Source organism: Pseudomonas sp. XS1P51 (assembly GCF_054897845.1).
This window is the reverse complement of sequence record NZ_CM142707.1, coordinates 81236-104732: the sequence shown is the minus strand read 5'-3', so window position 1 is coordinate 104732 and position 23497 is coordinate 81236. Positions and strand designations below refer to the sequence as shown.

28 protein-coding genes are annotated in these 23497 nt (G+C 51.9%); 18 read left to right on the top strand and 10 right to left on the bottom strand.

Annotated features, from left to right (window positions below; genetic code table 11):
• Positions 1–78: 78 nt before the first annotated feature.
• Positions 79–309, bottom strand: a complete 231-nt coding sequence (locus ACYZUD_RS00490) for a hypothetical protein (protein WP_462022106.1) — start codon at positions 307–309, stop codon at positions 79–81.
• A gap of 99 nt (positions 310–408) precedes the next feature.
• Between ACYZUD_RS00490 and ACYZUD_RS00485 the strand changes: the two genes are divergently transcribed.
• The 10 genes from ACYZUD_RS00485 (at position 409) to ACYZUD_RS00440 (ending at position 6458) form a co-directional block, all read left to right on the top strand.
• Positions 409–1056, top strand: a complete 648-nt coding sequence (locus ACYZUD_RS00485) for a LexA family protein (RefSeq protein ID WP_462022105.1) — start codon at positions 409–411, stop codon at positions 1054–1056.
• Between the two features lie 39 nt (positions 1057–1095).
• Positions 1096–2751 (top strand): AAA family ATPase, encoded by a 1656-nt coding sequence (locus tag ACYZUD_RS00480; RefSeq protein WP_462022104.1) that lies wholly within the window; start codon positions 1096–1098, stop codon positions 2749–2751.
• On the top strand, positions 2751–3605 hold the full coding sequence (locus tag ACYZUD_RS00475) for an HNH endonuclease (protein ID WP_462022103.1): 855 nt from the start codon (positions 2751–2753) through the stop codon (positions 3603–3605). The genes ACYZUD_RS00480 and ACYZUD_RS00475 overlap by 1 nt, the downstream gene beginning before the upstream one ends.
• 257 nt (positions 3606–3862) lie before the next feature.
• On the top strand, positions 3863–4453 hold the full coding sequence (locus tag ACYZUD_RS00470) for a hypothetical protein (RefSeq protein WP_462022102.1): 591 nt from the start codon (positions 3863–3865) through the stop codon (positions 4451–4453).
• Between the two features lie 9 nt (positions 4454–4462).
• The gene (locus ACYZUD_RS00465) at positions 4463–4747 is read left to right on the top strand and encodes a phage antirepressor KilAC domain-containing protein (RefSeq protein ID WP_462022101.1); all 285 of its coding nucleotides are present in this window, start codon (positions 4463–4465) and stop codon (positions 4745–4747) included.
• A 25-nt stretch (positions 4748–4772) separates the two neighbouring features.
• Positions 4773–4913: a hypothetical protein gene (locus ACYZUD_RS00460; RefSeq protein WP_173887048.1), complete on the top strand. Its 141-nt coding sequence runs from the start codon at positions 4773–4775 to the stop codon at positions 4911–4913.
• The gene (locus ACYZUD_RS00455) at positions 4906–5223 is read left to right on the top strand and encodes a pyocin activator PrtN family protein (RefSeq protein ID WP_429386830.1); all 318 of its coding nucleotides are present in this window, start codon (positions 4906–4908) and stop codon (positions 5221–5223) included. Before ACYZUD_RS00460 ends, ACYZUD_RS00455 begins: the two co-directional genes overlap by 8 nt.
• Before the next feature lie 58 nt (positions 5224–5281).
• On the top strand, positions 5282–5701 hold the full coding sequence (locus ACYZUD_RS00450) for a hypothetical protein (RefSeq protein ID WP_462022100.1): 420 nt from the start codon (positions 5282–5284) through the stop codon (positions 5699–5701).
• Positions 5698–5919, top strand: coding sequence for a hypothetical protein (locus ACYZUD_RS00445; RefSeq protein ID WP_462022099.1), 222 nt, complete (start codon positions 5698–5700; stop codon positions 5917–5919). Before ACYZUD_RS00450 ends, ACYZUD_RS00445 begins: the two co-directional genes overlap by 4 nt.
• The gene (locus ACYZUD_RS00440; RefSeq protein ID WP_462022098.1) at positions 5916–6458 is read left to right on the top strand and encodes a phosphohydrolase; all 543 of its coding nucleotides are present in this window, start codon (positions 5916–5918) and stop codon (positions 6456–6458) included. The genes ACYZUD_RS00445 and ACYZUD_RS00440 overlap by 4 nt, the downstream gene beginning before the upstream one ends.
• Before the next feature lie 245 nt (positions 6459–6703).
• Here ACYZUD_RS00440 and ACYZUD_RS00435 read toward each other — a convergent pair whose 3' ends face one another.
• Complete coding sequence (locus ACYZUD_RS00435) at positions 6704–7285, bottom strand: hypothetical protein (RefSeq protein WP_462022097.1); 582 nt, start codon at positions 7283–7285, stop codon at positions 6704–6706.
• A gap of 71 nt (positions 7286–7356) precedes the next feature.
• Here ACYZUD_RS00435 and ACYZUD_RS00430 point away from each other — a divergent pair, with 71 nt between their 5' ends.
• The 3 genes from ACYZUD_RS00430 (at position 7357) to ACYZUD_RS00420 (ending at position 8972) form a co-directional block, all read left to right on the top strand.
• A complete protein-coding gene (locus ACYZUD_RS00430) occupies positions 7357–7722 on the top strand; it encodes a hypothetical protein (protein ID WP_462022096.1) in 366 nt (121 codons plus the stop codon).
• Complete coding sequence (locus ACYZUD_RS00425) at positions 7719–7979, top strand: pyocin activator PrtN family protein (RefSeq protein ID WP_462022095.1); 261 nt, start codon at positions 7719–7721, stop codon at positions 7977–7979. The genes ACYZUD_RS00430 and ACYZUD_RS00425 overlap by 4 nt, the downstream gene beginning before the upstream one ends.
• Before the next feature lie 105 nt (positions 7980–8084).
• A complete protein-coding gene (locus ACYZUD_RS00420; protein WP_462022094.1) occupies positions 8085–8972 on the top strand; it encodes a DNA adenine methylase in 888 nt (295 codons plus the stop codon).
• On the opposite strand, the gene ACYZUD_RS00415 is transcribed toward ACYZUD_RS00420, so the two are convergent.
• Together ACYZUD_RS00415 and ACYZUD_RS00410 are read right to left on the bottom strand one after the other, a co-directional pair.
• A complete protein-coding gene (locus ACYZUD_RS00415; protein ID WP_462022093.1) occupies positions 8955–10451 on the bottom strand; it encodes a hypothetical protein in 1497 nt (498 codons plus the stop codon). The two genes, ACYZUD_RS00420 and ACYZUD_RS00415, sit on opposite strands and share 18 nt — an antisense overlap.
• Positions 10452–10588: 137 nt before the next feature.
• The gene (locus ACYZUD_RS00410; RefSeq protein ID WP_462022092.1) at positions 10589–11683 is read right to left on the bottom strand and encodes a site-specific integrase; all 1095 of its coding nucleotides are present in this window, start codon (positions 11681–11683) and stop codon (positions 10589–10591) included.
• A gap of 102 nt (positions 11684–11785) precedes the next feature.
• On the opposite strand from ACYZUD_RS00410, the gene dusA reads away from it, so the two are divergent.
• Positions 11786–12805: a tRNA dihydrouridine(20/20a) synthase DusA gene (dusA, locus tag ACYZUD_RS00405; protein WP_462022091.1), complete on the top strand. Its 1020-nt coding sequence runs from the start codon at positions 11786–11788 to the stop codon at positions 12803–12805.
• Positions 12806–12859: 54 nt separating this feature from the next.
• Here dusA and ACYZUD_RS00400 read toward each other — a convergent pair whose 3' ends face one another.
• Complete coding sequence (locus tag ACYZUD_RS00400) at positions 12860–13693, bottom strand: undecaprenyl-diphosphate phosphatase (protein ID WP_462022090.1); 834 nt, start codon at positions 13691–13693, stop codon at positions 12860–12862.
• A 487-nt stretch (positions 13694–14180) separates the two neighbouring features.
• Between ACYZUD_RS00400 and ACYZUD_RS00395 the strand changes: the two genes are divergently transcribed.
• The 4 genes from ACYZUD_RS00395 (at position 14181) to ACYZUD_RS00380 (ending at position 18176) form a co-directional block, all read left to right on the top strand.
• Positions 14181–14921: a winged helix-turn-helix domain-containing protein gene (locus ACYZUD_RS00395; protein WP_462022089.1), complete on the top strand. Its 741-nt coding sequence runs from the start codon at positions 14181–14183 to the stop codon at positions 14919–14921.
• 196 nt (positions 14922–15117) lie between these two features.
• Positions 15118–15705 (top strand): EAL domain-containing protein, encoded by a 588-nt coding sequence (locus ACYZUD_RS00390; RefSeq protein WP_462022088.1) that lies wholly within the window; start codon positions 15118–15120, stop codon positions 15703–15705.
• Positions 15706–15739: 34 nt separating this feature from the next.
• The gene (locus ACYZUD_RS00385) at positions 15740–16417 is read left to right on the top strand and encodes a winged helix-turn-helix domain-containing protein (RefSeq protein WP_462022087.1); all 678 of its coding nucleotides are present in this window, start codon (positions 15740–15742) and stop codon (positions 16415–16417) included.
• 364 nt (positions 16418–16781) lie between these two features.
• Positions 16782–18176 (top strand): undecaprenyl-phosphate glucose phosphotransferase, encoded by a 1395-nt coding sequence (locus tag ACYZUD_RS00380; protein WP_462025153.1) that lies wholly within the window; start codon positions 16782–16784, stop codon positions 18174–18176.
• 254 nt (positions 18177–18430) lie between these two features.
• Here ACYZUD_RS00380 and ACYZUD_RS00375 read toward each other — a convergent pair whose 3' ends face one another.
• From ACYZUD_RS00375 to ACYZUD_RS00355, 5 genes are all read right to left on the bottom strand, one after another.
• Complete coding sequence (locus ACYZUD_RS00375; protein ID WP_462022086.1) at positions 18431–20509, bottom strand: YjbH domain-containing protein; 2079 nt, start codon at positions 20507–20509, stop codon at positions 18431–18433.
• Positions 20506–21270, bottom strand: coding sequence for a capsule biosynthesis GfcC family protein (locus tag ACYZUD_RS00370; RefSeq protein ID WP_462022085.1), 765 nt, complete (start codon positions 21268–21270; stop codon positions 20506–20508). Before ACYZUD_RS00370 ends, ACYZUD_RS00375 begins: the two co-directional genes overlap by 4 nt.
• Positions 21267–21932: a YjbF family lipoprotein gene (locus ACYZUD_RS00365; RefSeq protein ID WP_462022084.1), complete on the bottom strand. Its 666-nt coding sequence runs from the start codon at positions 21930–21932 to the stop codon at positions 21267–21269. Before ACYZUD_RS00365 ends, ACYZUD_RS00370 begins: the two co-directional genes overlap by 4 nt.
• A gap of 14 nt (positions 21933–21946) precedes the next feature.
• Positions 21947–23056, bottom strand: a complete 1110-nt coding sequence (locus ACYZUD_RS00360) for a polysaccharide biosynthesis/export family protein (protein ID WP_462022083.1) — start codon at positions 23054–23056, stop codon at positions 21947–21949.
• An 87-nt stretch (positions 23057–23143) separates the two neighbouring features.
• Positions 23144–23389: a hypothetical protein gene (locus ACYZUD_RS00355; protein ID WP_462022082.1), complete on the bottom strand. Its 246-nt coding sequence runs from the start codon at positions 23387–23389 to the stop codon at positions 23144–23146.
• Positions 23390–23497 lie beyond the last annotated feature (108 nt).

Below are 23497 nucleotides of genomic sequence, written 5' to 3'. Positions count from 1 at the left end.
TCTTTATCGCGACCCGACAGCGCTGTGGTGGTGCGTGCCGGGAGGAACTGGGCGGCCATTGGGTCGCCTTTTTTCTAGCTATGCTGCTTTAGTTAAAATCGTCTCGGTGATACCGAAATGTTCCAGCACCTCAGCAAGGGAGACGCAACCTTCACTCTCGCGAGTCAATGATTTGATCAGTGAGACGCTGGGGTCTTTACTCGCATATTTGACGTGAAGCCGTAGGTAGCTGACAGCTATGCGACAACGTACTGCATAAGCCGTAAGCGCCTCGGAATCCAAACTGTTGATGTAGTCGCGCAGATTCATGTGGTGTACCTCCTAGCGCCACATTTAACCATAAAGGTTAATTTTTTCAACACCATTTTGGATATTCACCTGAAAGGTTAAAAAAGCCAGAATCTCCGAATGAAAATCTCAGATACCCGCCTACAGAATTTCCGAAGAGTCTTAGCCGAAAAAAAACTTCGCCTGACTGATATCGCTGACCTACTGGGCAAAGCTCCCGCCCAAGTGAGTGCGTTCGGTGGAAAGAATCCCACGAAGGGTATCGGTGACCAGATTGCTCGCGAGATTGAGAAAGCTCTTGCCCTGCATACGGGCTATCTCGACATGCCCTACGGGCTTGGCGAGTTCAACAACGCTACGGTGCTGAGCCATACAGGACGTAAATTGCCGGTAATCGGATCAATTGCTGCAGGAGCGTGGTGTGAAGCTCACGGAAGTTTCGACCCAAGAGATGCAGAGGAATGGATCGATGCGCCTGGTCCAGTGGGACCGCGTGCATTCATTCTCCGTGTGGAAGGGGTGAGCATGGAACCAAAGTTTCTGGAGGGGGATAAGATCGTAATCGACCCATCGTTAGAAGCACTGCCCGGCCATTTTGTTGCAGCCAAAAGAACAAGAGACCAAGCTGCGACTCTAAAACAGCTTAAGCAGGAAGGTAATGAGCAATATCTGTATGCACTAAACCCTGACTGGCCCGAGAGAATAATCCGCATGTCAGAAGAATGGAGTATATGCGGTAGAGCCAGATGGAAAATCTCAGACCTATAACCGTCTAGAGCACTGCATCTGATTTAAGGAAAAATCATAGTGAACAACCTAATAAAAGTCACTTCAACTCCTCCCCAAAAAGGACAATATACGGAGCCAACCTTCATCTTAGTACAAGATGAATGGGATGATTATAGTTTTAGAACACAATATAACTTGTACTTTGAAACCGGAGCAAACACCAAGTCCGGCCTACTCTTTCTCGGCGGCGTGAAAATACTAAAAAAAGGGCAAGCCGCGGACAAAAAGCCATATGTAAACGATGACATCCTATGTTTGCCAAGCGACTTTATATCATTAGGTCAATCACTAGACTACTATCAAAGACTTTCTCAACTCGGATATTCAGAGCGAGAAAAATTACTGTCCGGCCTTAACGATATCGTTTTCAACTCTCGCCTGATTTCCAACTTCAAAGACGAGCCCGGCTGGAAAGACTCTCTATTCAGATACCATCCGGCCATTGATGACTTTCTAACTACAGCAAGTGCAATTCTAACAAAAAACTACACTAAGATCACATCTTCCGGCCTTCAATTTACATTTCACCCCACAGACTGGGAGCAACCAATAACCTTTGACTTCAGAGTACTTAACCCCACTCTAAACGATAAGAAACATCCACTACCAAGTAGAATAATTGCACTTATCGGCAGAAATGGTTCTGGAAAAAGCACACTTCTTGCCAGACTTGCTCGCGTGGCGCATGGCAGCGTTAAACATCGAGAAGATGGAGTATTTGATGGCCTTGGTAAAATAATACCAACTTACATCGGCTTTCCTCGAATAATAACTGTTTCATATAGCGCCTTTGACAATTTTACACTACCCGGCGTTAAGCCAAAAAACGAAAGCGATCCTGACGAAAGAGTCCAGATAGCTAGTGAGACGAACTCGGGGATTGGCCGCTTCGTATTCTGTGGACTTAGAGATATTGCTTCGGAACTAGCTAATAAAATAAACTCCGAAACCAAAAATACCGAAAGCCCCCAACCTGAAGAAGATAAGACTTCTCATACGCTTCTAAAATCAATCTCCACACTAGCAGATGAATTCGCTAATACATTGAAACTTGTGAAGCGAAACGGGTCAGAAAAAATACTTAATGCAGCATTACACACCCTTCTAAAAGATCCATCTTTCCCCTCTTTCAGTGGAATACTCAACGTCGAGTTAATGCTGTACTTGGGTCCTACTAAAGCGTTCATGTCTTGGAGTACGGGCCATAAAATTGTAATGCACATCCTTTCAAACTTAGCGGCAAATGTAACGCAAGGCTCGTTGATCTTAATAGATGAACCAGAGACACACCTACACCCGCCATTACTAGCTGCTTTAATGCATGCAATTCGACTTATCCTCAACGAAAAAAATGCATTTGCCATTGTTGCAACCCATTCGCCCGTCGTAATACAAGAAACGCTTTCAAGCCATGTTTATGCCATTAGGAGAGAGGGTAGTACCACAAGCGCATTTAAAACGAAGAGTGAAACATTCGGAGAAAATGTTGGTACATTAACCGGCGAGTTTTTCGGCCTAAACACAAATGCAACTGATTTTTATAAAGTCCTAGACTCGATAATTAACGCATATACATCTTTAGAAACCATTGAAGCTCTTTTCTCCCCACATGGCCTAAGCATGCAAGCCAGAGCATATGTAATGAGTCAGCTTGCAACAAAAGGTAAACAATAATGTGGAAAGTCCCTCCTCCGGATACATCTCAAGCAGAGCTAGACATTACAAACGCATTGACTTATGCCAATGGCTCACCGTCATTCCCAATAACTCCGGAGCAAAAAACTGAAATCCTTCGTCTTTACGAACTGTATGATGAATTACACGGCCAACCTTCACCACTATTGAATACCTCGACCCTTGAAAATGAACTACTGGTAGCACTGCACGCAGCTTACAACCAAGTACAAATTGGTGGCAGACTTGAAAAACTTAGAGAGCGTTTAAAACTTGCAGTAGAAAAATGTCCATATTGTGGCTTTGGCGAAATAAGGGATCTTGACCATCACATTCCTCGATCAGTCTTTAAAGCTCATTCAATTTATGCAAAAAACTTAGTACCTTGCTGCCATCCGTGCAACAACAAAAAAAGAGCTTCTGCGGGCGAAGAACCGGCCACTCAATACTCACACGTATACTTCAGCAATCTTACAGATGAAGAATTTTTAACTGCTCAAGCAAGCATTTCAGAAGACGGTTTGATTGTTAACTTTTCGATCACGAACAACCCAGAAATAGATGCAGATGAAATATCCAGGCTATCCTTTCAATTTTCCGAACTTGAACTTAATAATAGATACAAACCTGAAATAAACTCATTTCTTTCATCTCAAATAACTAGCTTTACGTTCTTTTCTGAAATAGGGGATGAATCGTTCAAATTTTTCTTACAGAAAAGTCATTTGGATTCAAGCAGAACATTTGGAAGAAACCACTGGCGAACAGCACTCTGGCATTCTCTTGCTCAATGCGAAGATTTTTGGCGTGGTGGGTGGATTCACGCGATGGGCGTGAAGGAAATCGCCATCTAAACACCATCAAGGTCATTTTTTCTTGAAAAATTAACCTTTAAGGTTATATTTGTCTCACTCTCCACCACAGAGCGAGGCAACACCATGCACACCACAGCTACCCTGCACGTCCACCCGGCCGCTGCTGACCCCTCCCGCATCTTCGAGATTCGCCGTCTGGCTCGCGAATCCGGCTGCGCATTCATCCCCACCAAACCCAAGATAAAACCCCGCGCGACTCCTGATCCGTTCGATCCGAATGGCGGAGGGTGTGCAGCATGAGCAAATACAAGCTGGATAACCGCACGCTGCAGCTGCTCAACGCCCAAGTCAATCTGACCGAGACCTTCAACCATGTCGTAAGGTCGACACCCAAGCGTGACGCCTTGGCGTTTCGCCTGAAAGTCGAACGCAACACATCTGACACCCTCTTCACAGTTGAACTGGGTAGCGAGCGCCACACGCTGACCTTGAAGAACGAAAAAAAGATGCACCTCAAGCTGGCCGACTTTATCGAAGAGATCGTCAACGGCCCATTTGATCCAAATAACACAGTCGATTTGCTGAACCTCCCGCACGCAAGCCGCCAATACGCCCGGTTTGATGTCGAGAACAAGCAGCGGGTATTCGAGCTGGTGAGCACCGGCGGCGTACTGAGTCTCGACATGGGGTTCGAGCTCCCCTTCCATGTCGCCATCCATCGCACCCAAACACGCACCGGCGTCACCACGATCATGAGCATCGGTGTGAAGCGCCCGCGTACAAAGTGCTTCACCGTGTGCGGTACCGACGCCGAGATCTACAAGAAGGTTGTCGAGTCCATTAACCACCTGGCTGCCGTGGCGACTCCCGCCGCGCATGCAGCCTAAGGGGGTGCCATGGAACGTACGCTTGCTCAAGCCGCAAAACACCTGGGCCTGACCCGGCCCAAGCTGATCGGCCTCATGCGGGAAAAGGGTCTGCTCAATGAGCGGAACCTGCCGACCTATCCGACTCGTGATCGCGAGTACCTGCGGATCAAGGAAAGCAACTGGTACCACGACCAGCTCGGCATGCAGTACAGCCAGTCAACCCGAATCAAGCAGCCCGGCATCCGCTGGCTGGCCGAGCAACTGGGGCTGAACCTACCCGAAATCCCGGTAGATAGCCGTGACGTGGCCTAGGGAATACGCCCGCCAGATTGTCGCCATGCGCACACGCGAGGAGCGCAACGCCGCGCTCCTCGAAGTGCCGGAGCATCTGCGCGAGCTGACCAAACGCCACTGCCTGAACGCTTGGAACCATCCGGCAAGAACACAACGCAAGGAGGCTGCGCAAGCCAATGACTAATGCAGGTCAAACACCACTCCGACTGCTGCCCGCACCAGAATCGGCCACCGTGGAACTGCTCTACCGCACCTTCGGCGACGTGCTGATCCCGCTGGAAAAAGTGCGCGAGCAGTACTTCCGCAATCTCAACGAACAATCGTTTGTGGCGGAGATCAACAGCGGCCGGATCCAGCTCCCCATCACCACGCTGGACACCAGCCGGAAGGCGCCGAAGTACGCACACATCCGGCATGTCGCCTCACTGATCGATATCCGTGCCTACAAGGCGGACGAAGAGATGCTGCGACCGCAGGACGAACAAACCGAGTAAGACCAGCAACCCAAATGGCTGTCACCACCAGCCTAAGACAACACCAGGAGCACACCACATGACCGAGATTCAAATCTACGCACTGATCGGACTCACCATCGCTGTCGGCCTTCTTTTCTGGTTTGGCTACAAGATGGGCCGTAGCGATGGCATGACCGCCGGCATCACTGAGGGCCAGAGCATCGAGCGGGCAGACAGTAACGAGAGACTCCACGAGCTGAACCTGCGACTTGATCAAGCCCGCCAGCACCACCAACAGCTTTGGGACCACTACACACGTGCATTGGCCGCATCCAAACTCGGCGAACCTAACCGCCAGATCCTGCTGGATATTGCCGAAAAACTCAGAATTGCTGCCGAGACATTCAGCGCATTCCGCACCGGCAAAAAGCTCGAACGCGACACACTCGCCCTGCGCGACCAGACCCTTGCCATGGCTGCCCTTCTGGAACCAGTAGTGCAGGAGGAAGCAGCATGAACCGCCCTACTCCATTGTTGCGTTTGACCCCACAGGTAGCCGGCGCGCTGCAACAGCAATGCACCAAAGCCACTACCGAGCTACGTGAAGTGACGCGTTTTCGCAAAGAGTTCGACCGTCAGCTGGCTGCGCTAATCGGGTTCGACGCGATGCGCCAATTGCACAAGGACACCAAGCACGCACTGTTGCTGGCTGATCTGGTCAAGGAGGCTGCATGAGTCAGATTCTGACCTATACCGGCAAGCGCTTTGATCTGTATGAGCCTGATGCGGACCTGATTGACCCACGCGATATCGCCCATTCGCTGGCCAATCTATGCCGCTTCAATGGCCACACCCGCGAGTTCTACAGCGTGGCACAACATTGCTGCATGGTCGCTGACCTGGTGCCCGACGAGGACAAATTAACGGCACTTCTGCACGACGCTACCGAAGCCTACATCGGCGATATGGTGCAGCCGCTGAAGCAATGGATGCATGCCTACCAGGACGTCGAGAATTGGATCTGGAAGCGCATCTGCACGCGTTTCGACCTGGACCAGGACCTGCCGGCTTCTGTTCGCCACGCTGACCTGATCGCTCTTGCCACCGAACGCCGCGATCTGATGCCAACCGATCCGGCAATCTGGGATTGCCTGATCGGCATCGAACCCATGGTTGAAACCATCCGTCCATGGTCCGCCACCGAAGCACGGCTCACGTTTCACCAGCGCCTGATGGACCAACTCGCAATCGAACACCGGAGGAAAGCGGCATGAAGACGGATCTGCACCCCCCCCAAACATCGACCGCTTTGCTCTGCAACGCTAATGGCGTCGACATACAAGAAACAAAGAGTCTCTGCTGCGCAGCAGCAGGCATTACTGCTTCTATCAGCTCCACTGCCGAGGCACTTATACCCCACGAAAAGCTGCGCGAGGCAGCCACACCCGATGCAACGCTAATCGCTCAGAATTGCCCGCCCGCGCAGCCTGTTGTGGGGTATAAACCTCCGAAAAAAAATCTAAGCCAGCCGCATTCCAGACAATTTTCTGGCCGCCTGGTGAATAGCCTGAGAGTTCATCGAAAGCGTTGTCGCACACCTCAATCTATCAATCATGCCCGTATCGGAAAGCAGACGCGCCATGACCACACTCTGCTCCAATGCTCCCCTTATAACCAGGAAGGGTTCGACCATATCTGGCAATGGCAAATCGACAGGATTAATGCCGCGCATAGCGAGCAACTGCTCCTCAACTGTCGTCATGATTTCAACCCGAGCAGCCTTGTCATTAGATTGAATCGTGTCGAAATTCTGAAACAAAAGGCTACTCACCGCAGCAGCACGCTCTGCGACGCCACAAACGAGCCTAAATACCACCTCATCTTTAGACCTGCGCGCTTGAGCAGTGTCACGCGCCTGCTTGTTAGCTACGACCAGTGCAGTGATGACGGCCGCCAAGCTTCCGATAACTTGAAACCATGCAGGCGCATCTTTTTGCATAAAAGCCAAAACCGCGCCACCTACAACGAGCAACACACCGAGAGGGGAAAGCAACCACAAAACCAGTCTCTTATTCGTGAATTTAGCGCTGTCAGTATTCATTGCTGGCTCCTTGCGCCAAAGCGGTCGCAAAGCTTGCCCACTTTCGTCACTCCCGTCCATGGAGGCCAAGCATGACTTCCTTCGACCCCACTCCAATCACGACAGCAGTCAAAACACAATTCGGTCTGAACTTGATTGGCGGAATCCGCGTCGACCTGTTCGCAGGCGGCGGTGACGCGACCATGGGCCAGGAGATGACCACCGACATTCCAGTGGATATCGCCATCAACCACGACGCCGACGCGATCCGCATGCACAAGCGTAATCACCCGAGCGCCGAGCATTACATCATCGACACCGGGCATGACGGCCGGAAATTCACCAATAAGACTCAGGTAATGATGGTTGGCAATTCGGTTTCGCCGTGGCCGATGATGGCGTTAGTTAGTGAAAACATAGATCCAGCAGATGGCGATTTGATAGGGGTGGCAGCATGAATACGCTTTTTTTACTAATGGCTCAATATGATGGACAGGCTGTCATCCCACTCAGTCGCGTTTGTGCTGATTACATGCAATTAACTGTTGAGAAATTCAAACTAAAATGCATGTCAGGAGAAATAGACATTCCAATTGTCAGGCTTGGAGCCAATAGCCAAAAGGCCGCCCTTGGTATCCATCTACGAGATTTAGCCGACTACATCGACAAGCAAAGAGACAAGGCGACCAAAGAGCAGAAACAACTTATGCGTTAACTTAAATAAGAGCTATATTTTCGCTACTACTGAGGGGTTACCAATCACCATTTGTAATCCCTTAAAAAATCCAATATCATAAGCGATTTTTTAGAGAATAGTCAGATGCTTACACCGTTACGCTATCCCGGTGGCAAGGCCAAGCTTGGAGCCTGGCTTGCGCACCTGCTAAGGAACAACAACATTCAAGATGGCTCGTACATTGAGGCCTACGCCGGCGGCGCGGGCGCGGCAATTTATCTGCTGAGCAATAAGTACGTAAAAAACATATTTATTAATGATATTGACCCTGCAATTTATAGCTTCTGGAATTCCGTTACAAATGATAGCCGCAGCTTCATCAAGCTTCTGCTTGAAACTGAAGTAACTATCGACGAAAGAGAAAAGCAGCGAGAAATCTACTTCAATCCTCTAAAGCACACCGAGCTCGAATTAGGCTTCGCTACTTTCTTTCTGAATAGAACCAATCGTTCAGGCATTATAAAAGGGGGAGTTATTGGAGGGAAGAACCAGGACGGAAATTATAAAATCGACGCCCGGTACACAAAAGGAAATCTAGCTAAACGCATCCTAGACATAAGCGAAATGAGATCCAACATAACAATTTCGTCGGATGACGCCATCAAGTTCATGAACAAAGTTCCGCACAATGCGAACTCATTGATAAACCTTGACCCACCGTACTACAAGAAGGCCGACCAACTTTACTCAAGTTTCTATACGCACGACGACCACGTACGCATTGCGCAATTGGTACACTCAATAAAGACACCAATTATTGTGACGTATGACAACTGCGAAGAAATTCAAGAAATTTACGAAGACCACAACACATTAACATTCAACATCATCTACTCAAGCCACCTGGAACGCCCCGTTGCAAAAGAGCTTCTAATCTACAAAAATATAAACATCGACCCCTTACCGTTCACATCAAAACAGATAAGCCCAATTAAGGAGCCGAGCACAAAACAATTAAGCCTTAGCAGCTAGCAACTGCCACAGCAATTTCAAGAAGTGATAGAACTCATCCCAAGTTTTTATAACATCCGCATCCTTGGGATTAAACATTTCAGAATGAATAAACTTCTGCATAGTCGGCACTGTCACGATCGAATTTTGCGCCATCAACTCGACCTTCTGAAATAAATCCGACCCTGTTCCCTCTACCAAAATACTATCGTCAATCAACTTCTTTCGAATAAATTTAAGCATGTCCTTTATTGAGGCACCATCGATACGCCCCTCCTCCATCAATTCGTTTCTCCTCACGAATGCCCTGAAGGTACTTTCAACAAAGGCCCGCACCAGCATCATCCCCGCTATCGGGCACTTTTCGACAGTCTGAAGCTCTTTATAGATATCTCTAATTTTTTGTTCGCTCGTGGGCATTTCCAGAGGATGCAAAGTCCTGGTCACATATTTTTTCCGGAGAGAGCTGTGAGTTGCGGGAGTGGTGCCGTTTTTGCCACCCTTTACATTCGCCCCCTCAGCCCCTGGAGCACCTGCTTGCGTAGGACCCGCTCCAGGCTTGCCGCCGTCTACGCCTGGACCACTACCATTTTCACCAGGCTGGCCGCCGGCCGGCGGAGACACCGGTCTTGTACCCGTGTCGTTGCCGCCCGGCACAGGGTCAGCCGCGCCAACAGAGTCCAACTTCATCTCGTGTCGAATCGCAGCGATATACAGATCGCGATTTTCTGCCAACATCAGCGAAAGGGTTCCGGGAGTGTCGCCACGCTTCACGTGAACGTATCCAGACTCTATATCAGCAATGATTTTCTTGACGATTACAACGGCCGTAAACAATGGCACCGTTGGAAAAATATTGTCTTCCTCATCAAACTCAAAACCAAGTAACTTGATATTTTTCGCCGCGTTAAAAAACCGCCCCAAAGTAGTAATGCTGAACTTATCTGGAACCTCCAAATCGTTTTCATCAGCCCAAAGCATGAGCTTTGCGGCCCTCCAATAGCCTCCCTTCTCACCGATTGAAATCTGATAAAACTCTTGCTGCAGAGACTCCCACCCCGACCTGCCCACCCCACCATTTTCACCGGTGTGGGCTCGCCAGATATAAGCGTTAATCGCTTCTTCACTGGATCCAACCATGCAATCGACCCTGCCGAGCAGATTGCCATTCTCCTCCGCCGTTTTCGCAAGCTTCGTAAATCGCTCCCGTGTGGCCTTATCAGGGCAGAGGTGTGGTCGATTTAATAGTTTTAGCGCTGAAATTCGACGATTCCCATCTCTAACTCTGTATTTATTTCCATCTTTTTGCACCACGACATGCTCAATGGACAAACCAGACTCAGCAATATCCTTGGCCAGCGCAAAGAAAGGCTGCCCGTACGCAATCATTCGAGCTAAAACAGCATCTTGATCTTTGGCGAAACCGAGACGAGGGTTTTTCTCATCCAAGGTCAACAGATCAATAGAAACCGCTTTCTTTTCCTTGAACTCAGCTCTCATTTCTAATCTCAGCAATGGGCAAATTGGGGGTAAAAAGACAGGCTGGATGTCTTTTTAATATCACAGGTCTGAGAACATACTAATTTTGCCTACCGCAAGCAACGACCCACCGGGCCAAATCGGCTCAGAATGTTTCGTCACTTCTTGAGAAGGCAATCTTTCCACTGCCAACTCTTATAGGAGTCCCCCCTTCCTCTCAGGTGCGTATAACGACGCAATGAGTTCCAATCTCGATGCCCCGACACGCTTGACACTCTGGGAATGTCCCAGTCCATCTCAAACAGTCGGCTTACCCCTTCATGCCGCAGGTCATGGAAATGTAGGTCTTCAATTCCGAGCATAGGGCAGGCCCGCGTGAAGGACGCCGATACCGATCTGGCGTTATAGGGAAAGATTTCCTTCTCCGTCTTGGGCATGGACTGCAGAATCGCCCAGGCCTCATCCGGCAGATGACACCACACGTTGTTGCCGATCTTCTGCCCGGGGTTTTTCATGTCGCGCACCAGGACGGCCTGACGGGTCTCATCCAAGTCTTCCCAGAGAATCCGTGTGATTTCCTCCTGCCTACGTGTCGAGAAGATCGCGAAGGCAATCAGCTTCGGCATGTTGATCAAACTTTTTCGGCGCTCCTGCATTTCGAAAAAGTGCTTCATCAGCTTGTCCAGTTCATCTAGGGTTGGTCGCCGGTTACGCTCTTTGCTCTTGCTGACCATGCCCAGCTTGCGCAACACCCTGCGCGCATCCGACATGGCCAGCGCATCCACCTCGTAACCCCAGGCCGGCCGCGCCACAGACAACACCGCCCCCAAGTGCGACAGATCATTGCCGACTGTCTGCGCCTGAACGCCGCCACCCTCCTTGCCCATTCGCCACTGCGCGAACTCCACCAGTTTCTGACTGGTCAGCGCCGAGTCGTCGAGCTCACCCAACCAGGTGTCCTTGATCGCCTTCAGCGTGGCGTTCTTGGTCTTGCCCAACGGACGGATTTTTTCGTACTCGTCTAGGTACTGCTCGATCATCTTCTTGATCGTCACGCCCTTGCGGTTCGCGCGCTCAATCGCGCCAGGCTCGGCCAGCTCCGTCTCGCGGCGCTTGATCCAAGCCTGGGCGACCTGCTTGCGGTCGAAGGTTTGGCTTTCCTGATAAACTGTCTTCCCGTCCCGATTGATCCGTATCTGCGCCGTGTAGGCCGTCGAGTTGTCCTTGCGCTTACGTGATGTGATCGTGCCCATTTCCAGTTGCTACATTGCTGATCTTGCTTGCTACATTGTAGCAAGCGACTTCGAAAAACAAGGAAAAATGGGTAAAAACCGCTGTATAAAAGACCAGTACCAATGAATCTCGAAAAACCTGAAGTGCCCGTAAATACTAGCCACGCCCGTTCTGAGCCGTCCAGGCGCTTCTCCGTCGCCCCGATGATGGATTGGACTGACAGACATTGCAGGTACTTCCTGCGCCTGCTCTCCAAACACGCCCTCCTCTACACCGAAATGGTCACCACCGGCGCGCTCCTCAACGGTGATCACGACCGTTTCCTGCGTCACAACGAAGCCGAACACCCCCTCGCCCTGCAGCTCGGCGGCAGTGTTCCGCTGGACCTGGCGATGTGCGCGCGCATGGCCCAGGAGCACGGCTACGACGAGGTGAATCTGAATGTCGGCTGCCCGAGTGATCGGGTGCAGAACAATATGATCGGGGCGTGCCTGATGGGGCATCCGCAGTTGGTGGCCGATTGTGTGAAGGCGATGCGGGATGCGGTGTCGATTCCGGTGACGGTGAAGCATCGGATCGGGATTAATGGGCGGGACAGTTACGAGCAGTTATGTGATTTCGTCGGTACGGTTCGGGATGCCGGGTGCACGAGTTTTACGGTGCATGCGCGGATTGCGATTCTGGAGGGGTTATCGCCGAAGGAAAACCGTGACATTCCGCCTCTGCGTTATGACGTGGCGGCGCGGTTGAAGGCGGACTTTCCGGAGTTGGAGATTATTCTCAACGGCGGGATCAAGACGCTGGAGGCTTGTCACGAGCATTTGCAGACGTTTGACGGCGTGATGCTGGGCCGTGAGGCTTATCACAATCCTTATGTGATGGCTGAGGTGGATCAGCAGCTGTTCGGCAGCACGGCACCGGTGATCAGCCGGGCCGAGGCGCTGGCGCAGTTGCGGCCTTATATGGCGGCGCATATCGATGCCGGTGGCTCGATGCACCATATCACTCGGCATGTGTTGGGACTGGGCACCGGGTTTCCGGGGGCGCGCAAGTTTCGCCAGTTGTTGTCGGTGGATATTCACAAGGCTAAAGAGCCTTTGGCGTTGCTGGATCAGGCGGCGGAGTTGCTTGAGGGGCGTTAACGGTTATCCACTTTCTTGAAACCAGGCCGCATGTCCCGCAGCCTGGTGCAAGTGTCAGAGCGCTGCAGCCTCAGTCCAGTTAACCCAACCGAATATCCATGTAGCCAAGATCAGCAAACCGAATGCGATCCGGTACCAGGCGAATACGGCGTAACTGTGGCTGGCAATGAACTTGAGCAAACCGCGCACGGCGATCATGGCGAAAAAGAAGGCCGTCACGAAACCCAAGGCAAAGACTGGCAGGTCGCCGGCCTGGAACAGGTCCCGATATTTGTAACCTGAGTAGACTGCGGCCCCCACCATGGTCGGCATTGCCAGGAAGAATGAAAACTCGGTCGCCGCCTTGCGTGACAGACCAAACAGCAGCCCACCGATAATCGTCGATCCAGAGCGCGAAGTCCCCGGAATCATCGCCAGGCATTGTGCGAAACCAACCTTAAGGGCGTCGGACCAGCGCATATCGTCAACATGGTCGACGTACACCACATGTTCTCGCTGCTCAGCCCACAACATAACAATGCCGCCTGCCACCAAAGCTACCGCCACGGTGATCGGGTTGAATAGATAGTCATGAATCTTATCGGCGAACAACACGCCCAAAACAACTGCCGGCAGAAAACCGATCAATAGATTCAAGGTAAAACGTTGCGCATTGCGTTGGGTTGGCAAGCCTGTGACGATATCGAGGATCTTGTGCCGAAACTCCCAGACGACCGCCAGGATAGCTCCCAATTGAATGATGATGTTGAAGGCCATGGCTCGCTCGCCGCCGAAGTCGAGCAAATCCGCGACAATAATCTGGTGCCCTGTACTTGATATGGGTAAAAACTCCGTCAGCCCTTCGACCATCCCTAAAATCAATACCGTAACCGTAGTCCAAAAATCCATTCATCCTCCTCACTAACGAAAGCAAATTGCCTGATTCATCGCAAACGAGAGAGTAAAGCGCACTCAGCCCTGCATTAAAACTCGATGTTATTAAACGTCCAGCATTACAACCAGGAACGGGGACGTTATATAACCGCGAGCATTAGTCATATTCTTGCCAGCAAACCGGATAAACTTGCGTTTTTAATAACAAAGTTCAGGGTACTTATAACTCAAAACTAAAAATCAAGCGGTGGGCATTTTAAGCGCCTGCGCAGAGTATTGATCTGGAAATTCAGGACATCGGGACAAAAGATGGCACTATGCTATGCTCTTGCCATCTGGCATACCAAGCCCCTGGAGAGCAAAGAATCACGTCCGATTCACCAGCAATGTTAAAAAAACTGTGACGGCTGCTGGAAAAACCCGCGAAATGTTACCAATTGTCAGTCACAAATGAGAATTGGTGCTTTAACATCCGAATGTCAGCACCCAGCCGAGTCAAAGCATGATGCTTACAGGGAAAATAACGACTATCAGCCACAGCCACACAAAGGAGGTGACAGGTATTCTCACTATTGGACGGACCCATACGTTAGCTGAAGAGTTCAGGAAATTAGTAGCAAGCCACGTAGCCAATGATATACCCATTGATACCATGTGCTACAGCAACTCTTTCAAGAAAAACAGGGAACCCAGTTCATACCGCGCAGTCTTCATTGTCATTGACAGCCCTCAGGCTTTTATTGAAAGCCTCGCACTGGTGGAAACCATTCGTGCCGACAACCAGGGGCTAATAATTTTTGTAGCCATCACCGGCAGAGGCACCTACAACAAGATGAAATATTATCTTGCGGGGGCCGACCACTGCATCAAATTCAGTACTCTCCCTGATGAAAACTCTGATGCACTTTCCGAGTTTTTCAGTAGCGCAGAATGGCAGAAGAGACAAAATCTGCTCTTGGACGCTACTCGTATGTGCCTCATTGGAGACTATAAAAAGCTGGATGTGTCGTTTCCGGAAATGAAAATTCTTGAAGCATTTTCTGAAACAAGAAACCAAATATTGAGCCATGACGAAATCGCCAGAATCATGGGGCTTAATATAAATTTTTATGACCCAAGAGCCTTGGAAAAATCTATCAGCCGCCTTCGCGGAAAGATAAAAGGCATGTATGGCACCAATGCCATTCAAAGTATTCGCGGGCATGGATATCGGTTAATCAGGGGTCTGATCTCGACAGCCTGATTATTAGTATATAAGGGAGTTATGCATTATGAACGCAATGGGGAGCGTGTCACACTTCGCCTGTGCGAATCATTACCTGTCTCGGCAATTGATCCTCACACGCGACGACTGTCCATTTGGCAGCGAGATCAAAATACAGTTCGACGACAATCAAGTTCTGCCAACTCATGCATCCTGTGCACTTCCGGCGCATCAGATGAGTGGCATCTATAGCGAAGTGCTCATGCAGACCCGGCTGATTGCCTTCTCGCTGAAAGATCGCAATAAAGCCAATGAAAACAAATACTTAAGCCGTATATTTGTTTGTGTAAGACAGTCCGATCTCGCCGATTCTGCGCTGACGGAAGAGTTGATCCAATCCGCTGACGCCCTGCGCGACTTTGGCCAGACACTGGTTATTGCGCTAAATGAGTTACCCCTCTCGGCGGTCAGCTTCACGGATAAAAAGAAAATCCTCCACAACGTGTATCTGTTGAAAGATCACGGTATAGAAATCGCATTCGACGATTACAACACTCGCGATGAAAGTATCGAAATCTTTACAACCTTGAATTTATTCGACTATATAAAGATCTCCGTCTCAACCCTAGACTTGAGTCTTAAGCTCACTGGCAACCCAGAATTATTCAATCGGCTCCACGAACGCATGACCATGCTGACTCACAACACCAAAGTCTCCTTTATAGCTGACAGAGTCGAGCATGCCGCTAGCCATATACTGGCCCGCGCGCTGCCCTTTGATTATTTCCAAGGGAGCCATTACTCCCCTGCCGACAACCTTTAAACCCAATAACAGGCGTGCACTTCAGGAGAGAGACATGGAAAGCAGTACAACCCTCCCCAGAAAATATTTTGTCGTAGTTACTCATAGTCCGGCATTACAACTTGAGCTTGAGGCCTTACTCTCGAGCAAGCGATATAACGCATTTGGTACGTCACAGGCCAAAATGTTTGTCGAAGGCGTTACCTCGCCCTCTTCCCCCCCTAAACTCTTGGAGTTTATTTCCCCTTATCTGGACAGATTTGTCCATCCTGTTATCAAGCGTGATACGCAGCGCATACTTTCGACCTTCGAGTCGGAATGGTTGGCCACCCAGTCCGACACTCTATTTAACCATCTTGAAGATGACCCAAATGATGGCACAATGGATTCTTTATCCAATGTTGCCAAACCACACTATCCATATACGGAAACCTGGCGACTGAGCAATGGCAGCGGCGCTTTGATCAAAGATGACGTGGAGATTACCTTGACGGGCCTGGAGGCCACGCTGGTTAAAAAAATGCTCCACCATGACGATCGCGTGGTCAGTAAAGACGATCTTATCCGGAGTATCGGCAGGGAACCTGAACACTACCGGGGCCTCGAAATGTGCCTGAGCCGATTACAGGAAAAGTTTAAAAATGCCAGCAACGGCGAACGTCTTTTCCGGGCGGTCAGGAATCGTGGCTATTGCCTGATTCAAAAAATCGTACGAGGGAAAAGCCTCACCTAAGCCAATGGAATGACCTCCTCGGCGGTGCACTACAAAAATAAAAAAGCACATCCCGCCATGCCCTCCCTGCCTTCCCCCTCATAGTTAACACCCCCCTTCTGCAACACTACGAATACCCTTTACATTACCGACCATTTTTAACGCCACCCTACCCTTTATATATCAGCCAGATACATTAACCACCTGTTAGAAGTCGTCAGACAACACCCGCCACGATAAATTAGTCTATTCACTGACGAGAGCGCCGCACATTGGCGTTTCGCTCGTTAACGCATCGCCATCTTATAAGAATAATAACTCTTGCTTATTCAACTTTGGCTGTTGCCTATCAACAAGCGAAATGGACGTATTTTGGGGATATCGCATGGTTAACAATCTTCGTATCAATCGAAATACCAACCTCAAAGGATTGACCTTCTGGGGACAGTGGGTAATGGGTCAGGGCTTTGTTGTCGCCCTGTTGTTTTTATTGGTTTATAACCAGACAGGAACGGTAGAGTTCTATTATCGAGTGTGCGCAACACTGACTGTACTTGCATCGGTTCCCGCCTATTCATGGTGTGGCGTCTATGCGAAGAAAGATAACTACCTGGTGGGGTTGGGACGCCTGCTGATGGGCTGGTCCATGACATTGGCAGCGCTGGCGATTGTCGCCTTCATCTGTAAGGCCAATGAGCTGTTCTCCCGGCAAATCATCCTGGTATGGGCAATCTGCAGCTACATCGGGCAGGCATTGTTGTACGTCCCACTACACGGCTTTTCGAAATACTATCAACGGTCCCTTCAAAGCGAACATAAAACGCTGATTGTCGGCACTGGAGAGCTGGCATTGGGATTGGCTAACAAGCTGCGCACGCTTGAACACTTCCCCTTGGTCGGACTGGTCAGTTCCGACAGCACTCCCTTGCTGGAAACGGGAGCACCTCCTGTCGTTGGCCCGCAGGAAGAACTGCTGCAGCTGATCAAGATCCATGACATCCGACGTCTTTACATCACGCTGCCGCTGAGTGAAGCGGCAAAAATCGAAGCCATGTATCTCGACTTGCTGGATGCCAACGTGGACGTCGTCTGGGTTCCGGACCTGAACAGCCTGACACTGCTCAATCACTCGGTGAGAGACGTGGACGGCCTACCAGCGATCTATTTGAATGAAAGCCCGCTGACCAGCCAACCCACTGCCGCGCTGAGCAAGAGCCTGCTCGATAAAAGCGTCGCGCTGATGGCTATTGTCCTTCTGAGCCCGTTACTTCTGCTCATTGGTTTGGCCGTCAAACTCAGCTCCCACGGTCCGGTGTTCTTCAAACAGGATCGCCATGGGTGGAACGGGAAAGTCATCAAGGTCTGGAAGTTTCGCTCGATGCGCGTGCACGATGATCGCGAGGTCAAGCAGGCCAGTCGTAACGACTCGCGGATAACGCCGATCGGGCGCTTCATCCGTCGTACATCGATCGATGAGTTGCCGCAGTTGTTCAATGTCTTGCAAGGCCATATGGCCCTGGTCGGACCACGTCCCCATGCCGTTGCGCACAATGACTACTACTCCGGCAAAATTCTCGCCTACATGGCTCGCCACCGAATCAAACCGGGGATTACCGGGCTGGCTCAAATCAACGGTTGCCGCGGCGAGACCGACACGATCGACAAGATGCAAAAGCGCGTCGAAATCGACCTCAAGTACATCAATAACTGGTCGTTGTGGCTGGACCTGAAGATCCTGGTGAAGACGCCCTTCACCTTGCTGTCGAAGGACATTTACTGAAGGCTTAGTGGTTGGGTACCGACAACGTAACAAGGGGACGCAAGTCCCCTTTTTCGTGGGCGTTTATTGGGGTGCAGACACCAACTTCAGGAGACCAACAGGAAGCGTCAGGCTAGAAGTCGGCCCCCTGGGTTAGCGTTGCGAGTGTGTAGGGATAACGCAGAGAACTCTGCGCAAGGTCTTGCTCATAGACGATCCAACCGGTTAACCGCGGTGCGATCTGCAGCATTCGTCGCGCTACAGATCGCCCGCCTTTACTCAGTGATCTTGTCGAAGTTGCGGTAGAACATGTCGCTGTCACGGCTGTCGGTCATGGAGTGCAGCGAGTAGCCGCGATTGAGCCGTGCACCACCGTCCCGGGTCAGCGGCGACCAGACGATGTTGGCGCGGCGCATGGTCGACATGCTCATCAGTTCGTCGAAAGGAATGGAGATGTAGATGCCTTTGTCGAAGCTGCCCTCGCCATATTCCGCTTTCGACGCCGTGGTCAACGTCGCCCAGGCACCGAATCGCACACCGTTGGAAAACTCCCGCGACAGGTCGATCGTGGCGCCCCAATCCCGTGCCAGGTAACGTCCGACGCTAACGGCCGCCAAGGCATCGTAGGGCAAGTCGGTATAACCTGTGATATGGCCAGTGACGGTCGAATAATCACGCAGGCCAAAGCCCTGGTTAAACTCGCGCTGACGAACGTAGTTCAGGTCCGCACCGACAGACCAGCGCTCGCCCACGGGACGAAACAGCACCTCACCGCCGACGCCGGCAAACATCGATTCCAGATAGCCGCCGTAGACCATGCCATACAGGTCTTTATCCAACTGCTCGGCGTGGTTGAACTGGAACGTGGGCATGGTGACGTCAGAGGTCGTCAAATACTTGCGCAGGTCCGTGCGCACCCGGGGTAATCCACTCGGGGCGTCGTAGGTAAAGTTGTCGTAGTTGTTCAACAGATTGGCACTGAGCATGCCACTCCACCAGGTATTGCGCGTGAAACGATATTCGGCGTCCGCATCGGCACTCAACTGATAGAGCAAGCCATCAGGGCCACCGACGTTCTGTTTGTAGCCCAGCCCGACACCGTAGTTGAACGGGTCGCGTGCCTGGGTATAAAGCGTGGTCTCCGTGTGCGGCATCGCCGCGTTGACCTCGGTGGTGCGATGCAGACTTTGCAGCGGCTCCTCGTTGTTGACCACCTCGCGAAAGGTCTCGCGGGGCACACTGGTTTCCTCCAGCGGCATGTCGTAGCGCTTGTTCACCAGGGTGAACCAGTCGATATCGTCGTTGACGCTGTTGTCGAGAATCCGGCTGGCCCGGCCGACGGCTTTGGCCGAATGGAAATAATTCGACTGCTCGCCGTACACAAATAACTCTGAGCCGCGCTGGGTGATGCGCTCAACTTTATAGCCTGCATTTTTCTGCAGTCGTTGGGACACGTTGGCCCAGTCGACCTGATCCGGCGCGGTGGCGGGTGCCTGCGCGGGCAGACGCTCCGCGGGCGGGTCGTAGGTCTTGGCCGGGGCCTTGCGGCTGACGAAGTTGGTGTGCAGGGTGATGCCAAGCATCGCGGTATTGCCGCGCTCCCAGCCAGCACTGAGATCCACCGAGTCTGTCAGCTTGAAAACCGCGCCAATGTTGATGGGCGAGTCTTGCTTGATCGGGTTATCCAGCGGTTCGTTCTTATAGTCGTTGCCTTCGTACTCGAGTTTCAGGCTGAGCGGCTCCCAGGGTGTCTGGTAGGTCACCCCGCCAAACAATGAAGGTCGTCCACGAAAATAGGCATTGGTGTTGACGTCACCGGTGCCCTCACCGTCTGGCCGGGTCTTGAAGCGATCATCCACCCAACCCGCCGGGTTATCGAAATCGCCTCGATTACCCAGGTATCCCCAGGCAACGCCCGCGCTGAAATCCAGGTCGCCATAGCGTTTGTTGGCCACCAGATATTCGCTGGAGAACAGCCCGGTACCGCCGATGTCCTGAAAGCCGAGTGCCAGCTCAGGCGCCCAGTGACTTTCCTGCCACAGGCGTACCTTGACGTCCACGGCCTTGTCTTTATAGCTCTGGTCGCCGCTCAACGAGTCGGGGCCATAGTTGCGATTGGAGATCGAGGTGTAGCGAAATGAACCTTCGAGCCATTCAAATGGCTGGAGTGAAACGCTGTAACGGCTATAGGGGCTGGTTCGACTGGCATTCACGCTCAACTCGCCGGCCGGTGCCATTCGGGCAGTCGGTGTCTGCATCAAACCCACACCGCCGAAATCATTCTGAGTCCATCGCGGCTCGGCGTGAGCCAAACCACAGGGCAATAACAACACTGCTGCAAAACGTAAATTCAAGGAACCACCTCAGCCAGTTGCGTGGCAAGAAATTCGGCCAACTGCTGATTCAGTTCAGGTATAGGCGGATTGAGATCATCGGTTTTGACAGGGACCAGGATTTTGCTGCCAGCGGCAGGCACCTGCCCACTCTCGCGATTCCACGGCGCAATGCCGACCCGGCGGGTGACGCCATCGGGCTGGATAATCCAGAGGTAATCGGCTTCAGCATCGGCAAGTGGCAAACACCCCTGCAGGTAATCGCGAGCCTCCTGCATGGCGCGATACGCGACTCGGCATGGTTCGGCGACAGCACCCAGCACTTCAACCACACCGGAACGCAACGGGTAGATCAGGCTGTCGCCGTCATCGAGGCGAAAGTTGCGGGCGAACCCGACTTCCACGGCGATCGGATCCAGCACGGCCACCTGGCGCCCCGTCACCGGCAAGCGGCTCACTTGCTCGTACAACCGCGACGCCAATGCCGCCCGGCTGGATCGATCGAACAGCAGGGCCGTGCGTTGCAGTACTTTCAAATCGAACAAGACCCCGGCTTTAAGCCGGGCCTGCTCTTCGAGCAATGGCCGTCGCAGCCAGGCTGCCGCCAGCCAGTAACTTTCAGCATTCGGTTGTGCGGAACGGATCACGTCCAGCACGCGGCCACCGGGTTGCAATTCGACCGGCCCCGGATTGCGCACGTCGCCACTGACGAAGACTGCCGCATGACTCACGCCGCTGGTGATCAACAGCAGGCTGGCCCATAAAACCTTGGGAAATTTCAACGGACAATCCCACGTTCATAGGTCAACTGAACGATCTTCACCCGCAGTTGCGCAGTTAGTTGCTGCTCACTCTGCAAGATGAAACCGTTAGTTGGATCGACCCAATAATGATTGGTCGCGTGCAGGCCAATAGCCGGTGCATCAATATGCTCATCGACACGCAGCAACGCGTATTCCTTGTCCAGGATCCTGATGGTTTCCATGGGCTTGCGGGTAAAGCGACTGTTCAAGGCGATACCCACTTCGTAGCCTTGATAGAGATCGATCCAGCGCTGGCTGGTGTAGCCATCGGGCAACCGGTGAAGCCCTTGCTTGAACGGCGAGACCGCTTCAAAACGAGTCCCGTCCAGATCACCACCGTAACCAAGACCGACACTGCGAACCGCCAGCCCGTCACGTAGCAACAGCACCTGCTTGCCGGACGCGACCCAGAACTGCAAATCACCGCGTTCACGCACCAACGCCAACACCCCTTCGCCGGAAGGGGTGGTCAACTTGAGTTGGGGATAGTGAACTTCGGCCACTTGGGCCGGGGTCAAATCCAGGGTGTCGGGTCCACTCGCAACGGCTTTGAAGTTCGCCAGCGTGGCAGTCATCAGGGGATTACATCCACACAACAGCAAGGCCGCCATCAAGCAGACGCTAACATTCAACGTTCTCACAGTTGGACCAGGCCTTATCTGTTGTTGGCTTCACTTAAGTTGTTTTGTGCGGCAGCGCCCATACCGAGAATCGAGGCCGATGGCACCAATTGACTGATGAAGCGGTTCCAGCGAGTGACGTTGGCAGGTCCGACGTAAACAATGTCCTGGGGACGAACAGCGAAGTGAGTGGCGAGCGCCATGGCGGAAGGCGACTCGGCTTGCAGCTGATAGATTTTGGCGGGTTCTACATCGAGGTTTTCTACGCCCCGGATAACGTACACGGCGTTGCCGTTCGAGGTGGTCTGGTTCAACCCCCCTACCGAGCCAATGACGTCGGAGAGATTCATGGTGCGGGTCTTGAACGTCAACGCGCGTGGCTGATTGACCTCGCCCATTACATAGATCTTTTTGTTGTCGTTGTACGGCAGGTACAACTGATCGCCGCCTCTTAAGTAGACCTTCTGCAACTCTGCATTTTGTTGATTGAGCGCATCGAGGTTCAGCGGATAGACCCGCCCGTTACGCGTCAACAGCAACCCGGACAAATCAGCATTCAACGGGTCAATGCCGGCGGATCCCAAGGCTTCGACAATACTGAGCGGGTTGGTGGAAATCGGTTGAGGGCCTGCTTTCAATACGGCGCCCGACACCACCACTTTCTGGCTGGCAAAACGCAACACGGCGACATCCACTTGCGGTTCCGAGATGAAGGTCGACAACTTCTCGGCGATATCGGATCGCAGTTGCTGGATGGTCTTGCCGGCGGCCTGGACTTCTTTGATGTAGGGGTAGTAGAGCGTGCCATCGGAACGAACAAGACGGCCGTTTGCATCGATCTGCTGCTGCGCTCCTGAAGGTGCCGTCAGCTCAGGGTGATCCCATACCGTGATGTACAAGACATCGTTGTTACCAATGAGGTATTCGACGGGTGTCGTCAACAATTCCGGGGGCAGAGACTCACGTACCTGTGTCGCCCTGTCCATGGCGATGAGCTTGGGGGTAATCGGAATCAGCTCAACCCGACTGCTTTCGCTGGCGCCTTCACGAGTGATATCACTGGTGCTCAGATGTTGACCTGGGGAAAACATACAACCTTGCAAAGCAATACTTGCCAGCATTAAAAAAGGAACACTACGAATCATAATGGCACTACGCTATTCAAGGGCAAACCCAAAACAAGATCGCCCAGGTATTAGCCGGGCAATCTTGTATTACACCTGCGAAATTTCTCAGTTACTTGTGCCGGTTGTCCCGGTAGTGCCAGTGGTTCCGGTTGTACCGGTGGTTCCGCCATTGGAACTTCCGCCGCTGTTGGAAGCGGCCACGGCACCTGCAACCAGTGCAGTGCTGGCCAGTGCTGCTTGCGCGGCAGTCACGTCACCCACCACTTTTGTCGCCATCGTGAGTGGTTCTTCTGCGGCGAGCGCCCAGCTGCTCGTCATCGACAACAAGGCTATTACCATCATCTTTTTCATATAAAACTCCTTCCTGGTGTTCGACCCTTTGGAGTGATACCAGGCGTTCAGTTAAATACAGAACATGGCGTCGAACGGTAGTCTTTATATCTACGGACTTGCCGAATA

Excerpts from the sequence above, each read along its gene's own strand:
- ACYZUD_RS00450 (WP_462022100.1), top strand. The coding sequence starts at position 5,282 with ATGACCGAGATTCAAATCTACGCACTGATCGGACTCACCATCGCTGTC.
- ACYZUD_RS00425 (WP_462022095.1), top strand. The coding sequence starts at position 7,719 with ATGAATACGCTTTTTTTACTAATGGCTCAATATGATGGACAGGCTGTC.
- ACYZUD_RS00410 (WP_462022092.1), bottom strand. The coding sequence starts at position 11,683 with ATGGGCACGATCACATCACGTAAGCGCAAGGACAACTCGACGGCCTAC.
- ACYZUD_RS00415 (WP_462022093.1), bottom strand. The coding sequence starts at position 10,451 with ATGAGAGCTGAGTTCAAGGAAAAGAAAGCGGTTTCTATTGATCTGTTG.
- dusA (WP_462022091.1), top strand. The coding sequence starts at position 11,786 with ATGAATCTCGAAAAACCTGAAGTGCCCGTAAATACTAGCCACGCCCGT.
- ACYZUD_RS00440 (WP_462022098.1), top strand. The coding sequence starts at position 5,916 with ATGAGTCAGATTCTGACCTATACCGGCAAGCGCTTTGATCTGTATGAG.
- ACYZUD_RS00400 (WP_462022090.1), bottom strand. The coding sequence starts at position 13,693 with ATGGATTTTTGGACTACGGTTACGGTATTGATTTTAGGGATGGTCGAA.
- ACYZUD_RS00355 (WP_462022082.1), bottom strand. The coding sequence starts at position 23,389 with ATGAAAAAGATGATGGTAATAGCCTTGTTGTCGATGACGAGCAGCTGG.
- ACYZUD_RS00385 (WP_462022087.1), top strand. The coding sequence starts at position 15,740 with ATGGAAAGCAGTACAACCCTCCCCAGAAAATATTTTGTCGTAGTTACT.
- ACYZUD_RS00390 (WP_462022088.1), top strand. The coding sequence starts at position 15,118 with ATGAGTGGCATCTATAGCGAAGTGCTCATGCAGACCCGGCTGATTGCC.
- ACYZUD_RS00465 (WP_462022101.1), top strand. The coding sequence starts at position 4,463 with ATGGAACGTACGCTTGCTCAAGCCGCAAAACACCTGGGCCTGACCCGG.
- ACYZUD_RS00380 (WP_462025153.1), top strand. The coding sequence starts at position 16,782 with ATGGTTAACAATCTTCGTATCAATCGAAATACCAACCTCAAAGGATTG.
- ACYZUD_RS00420 (WP_462022094.1), top strand. The coding sequence starts at position 8,085 with ATGCTTACACCGTTACGCTATCCCGGTGGCAAGGCCAAGCTTGGAGCC.
- ACYZUD_RS00445 (WP_462022099.1), top strand. The coding sequence starts at position 5,698 with ATGAACCGCCCTACTCCATTGTTGCGTTTGACCCCACAGGTAGCCGGC.
- ACYZUD_RS00430 (WP_462022096.1), top strand. The coding sequence starts at position 7,357 with ATGACTTCCTTCGACCCCACTCCAATCACGACAGCAGTCAAAACACAA.
- ACYZUD_RS00470 (WP_462022102.1), top strand. The coding sequence starts at position 3,863 with ATGAGCAAATACAAGCTGGATAACCGCACGCTGCAGCTGCTCAACGCC.
- ACYZUD_RS00360 (WP_462022083.1), bottom strand. The coding sequence starts at position 23,056 with ATGATTCGTAGTGTTCCTTTTTTAATGCTGGCAAGTATTGCTTTGCAA.
- ACYZUD_RS00485 (WP_462022105.1), top strand. The coding sequence starts at position 409 with ATGAAAATCTCAGATACCCGCCTACAGAATTTCCGAAGAGTCTTAGCC.
- ACYZUD_RS00490 (WP_462022106.1), bottom strand. The coding sequence starts at position 309 with ATGAATCTGCGCGACTACATCAACAGTTTGGATTCCGAGGCGCTTACG.
- ACYZUD_RS00460 (WP_173887048.1), top strand. The coding sequence starts at position 4,773 with ATGCGCACACGCGAGGAGCGCAACGCCGCGCTCCTCGAAGTGCCGGAG.
- ACYZUD_RS00395 (WP_462022089.1), top strand. The coding sequence starts at position 14,181 with ATGATGCTTACAGGGAAAATAACGACTATCAGCCACAGCCACACAAAG.
- ACYZUD_RS00475 (WP_462022103.1), top strand. The coding sequence starts at position 2,751 with ATGTGGAAAGTCCCTCCTCCGGATACATCTCAAGCAGAGCTAGACATT.
- ACYZUD_RS00435 (WP_462022097.1), bottom strand. The coding sequence starts at position 7,285 with ATGAATACTGACAGCGCTAAATTCACGAATAAGAGACTGGTTTTGTGG.
- ACYZUD_RS00455 (WP_429386830.1), top strand. The coding sequence starts at position 4,906 with ATGACTAATGCAGGTCAAACACCACTCCGACTGCTGCCCGCACCAGAA.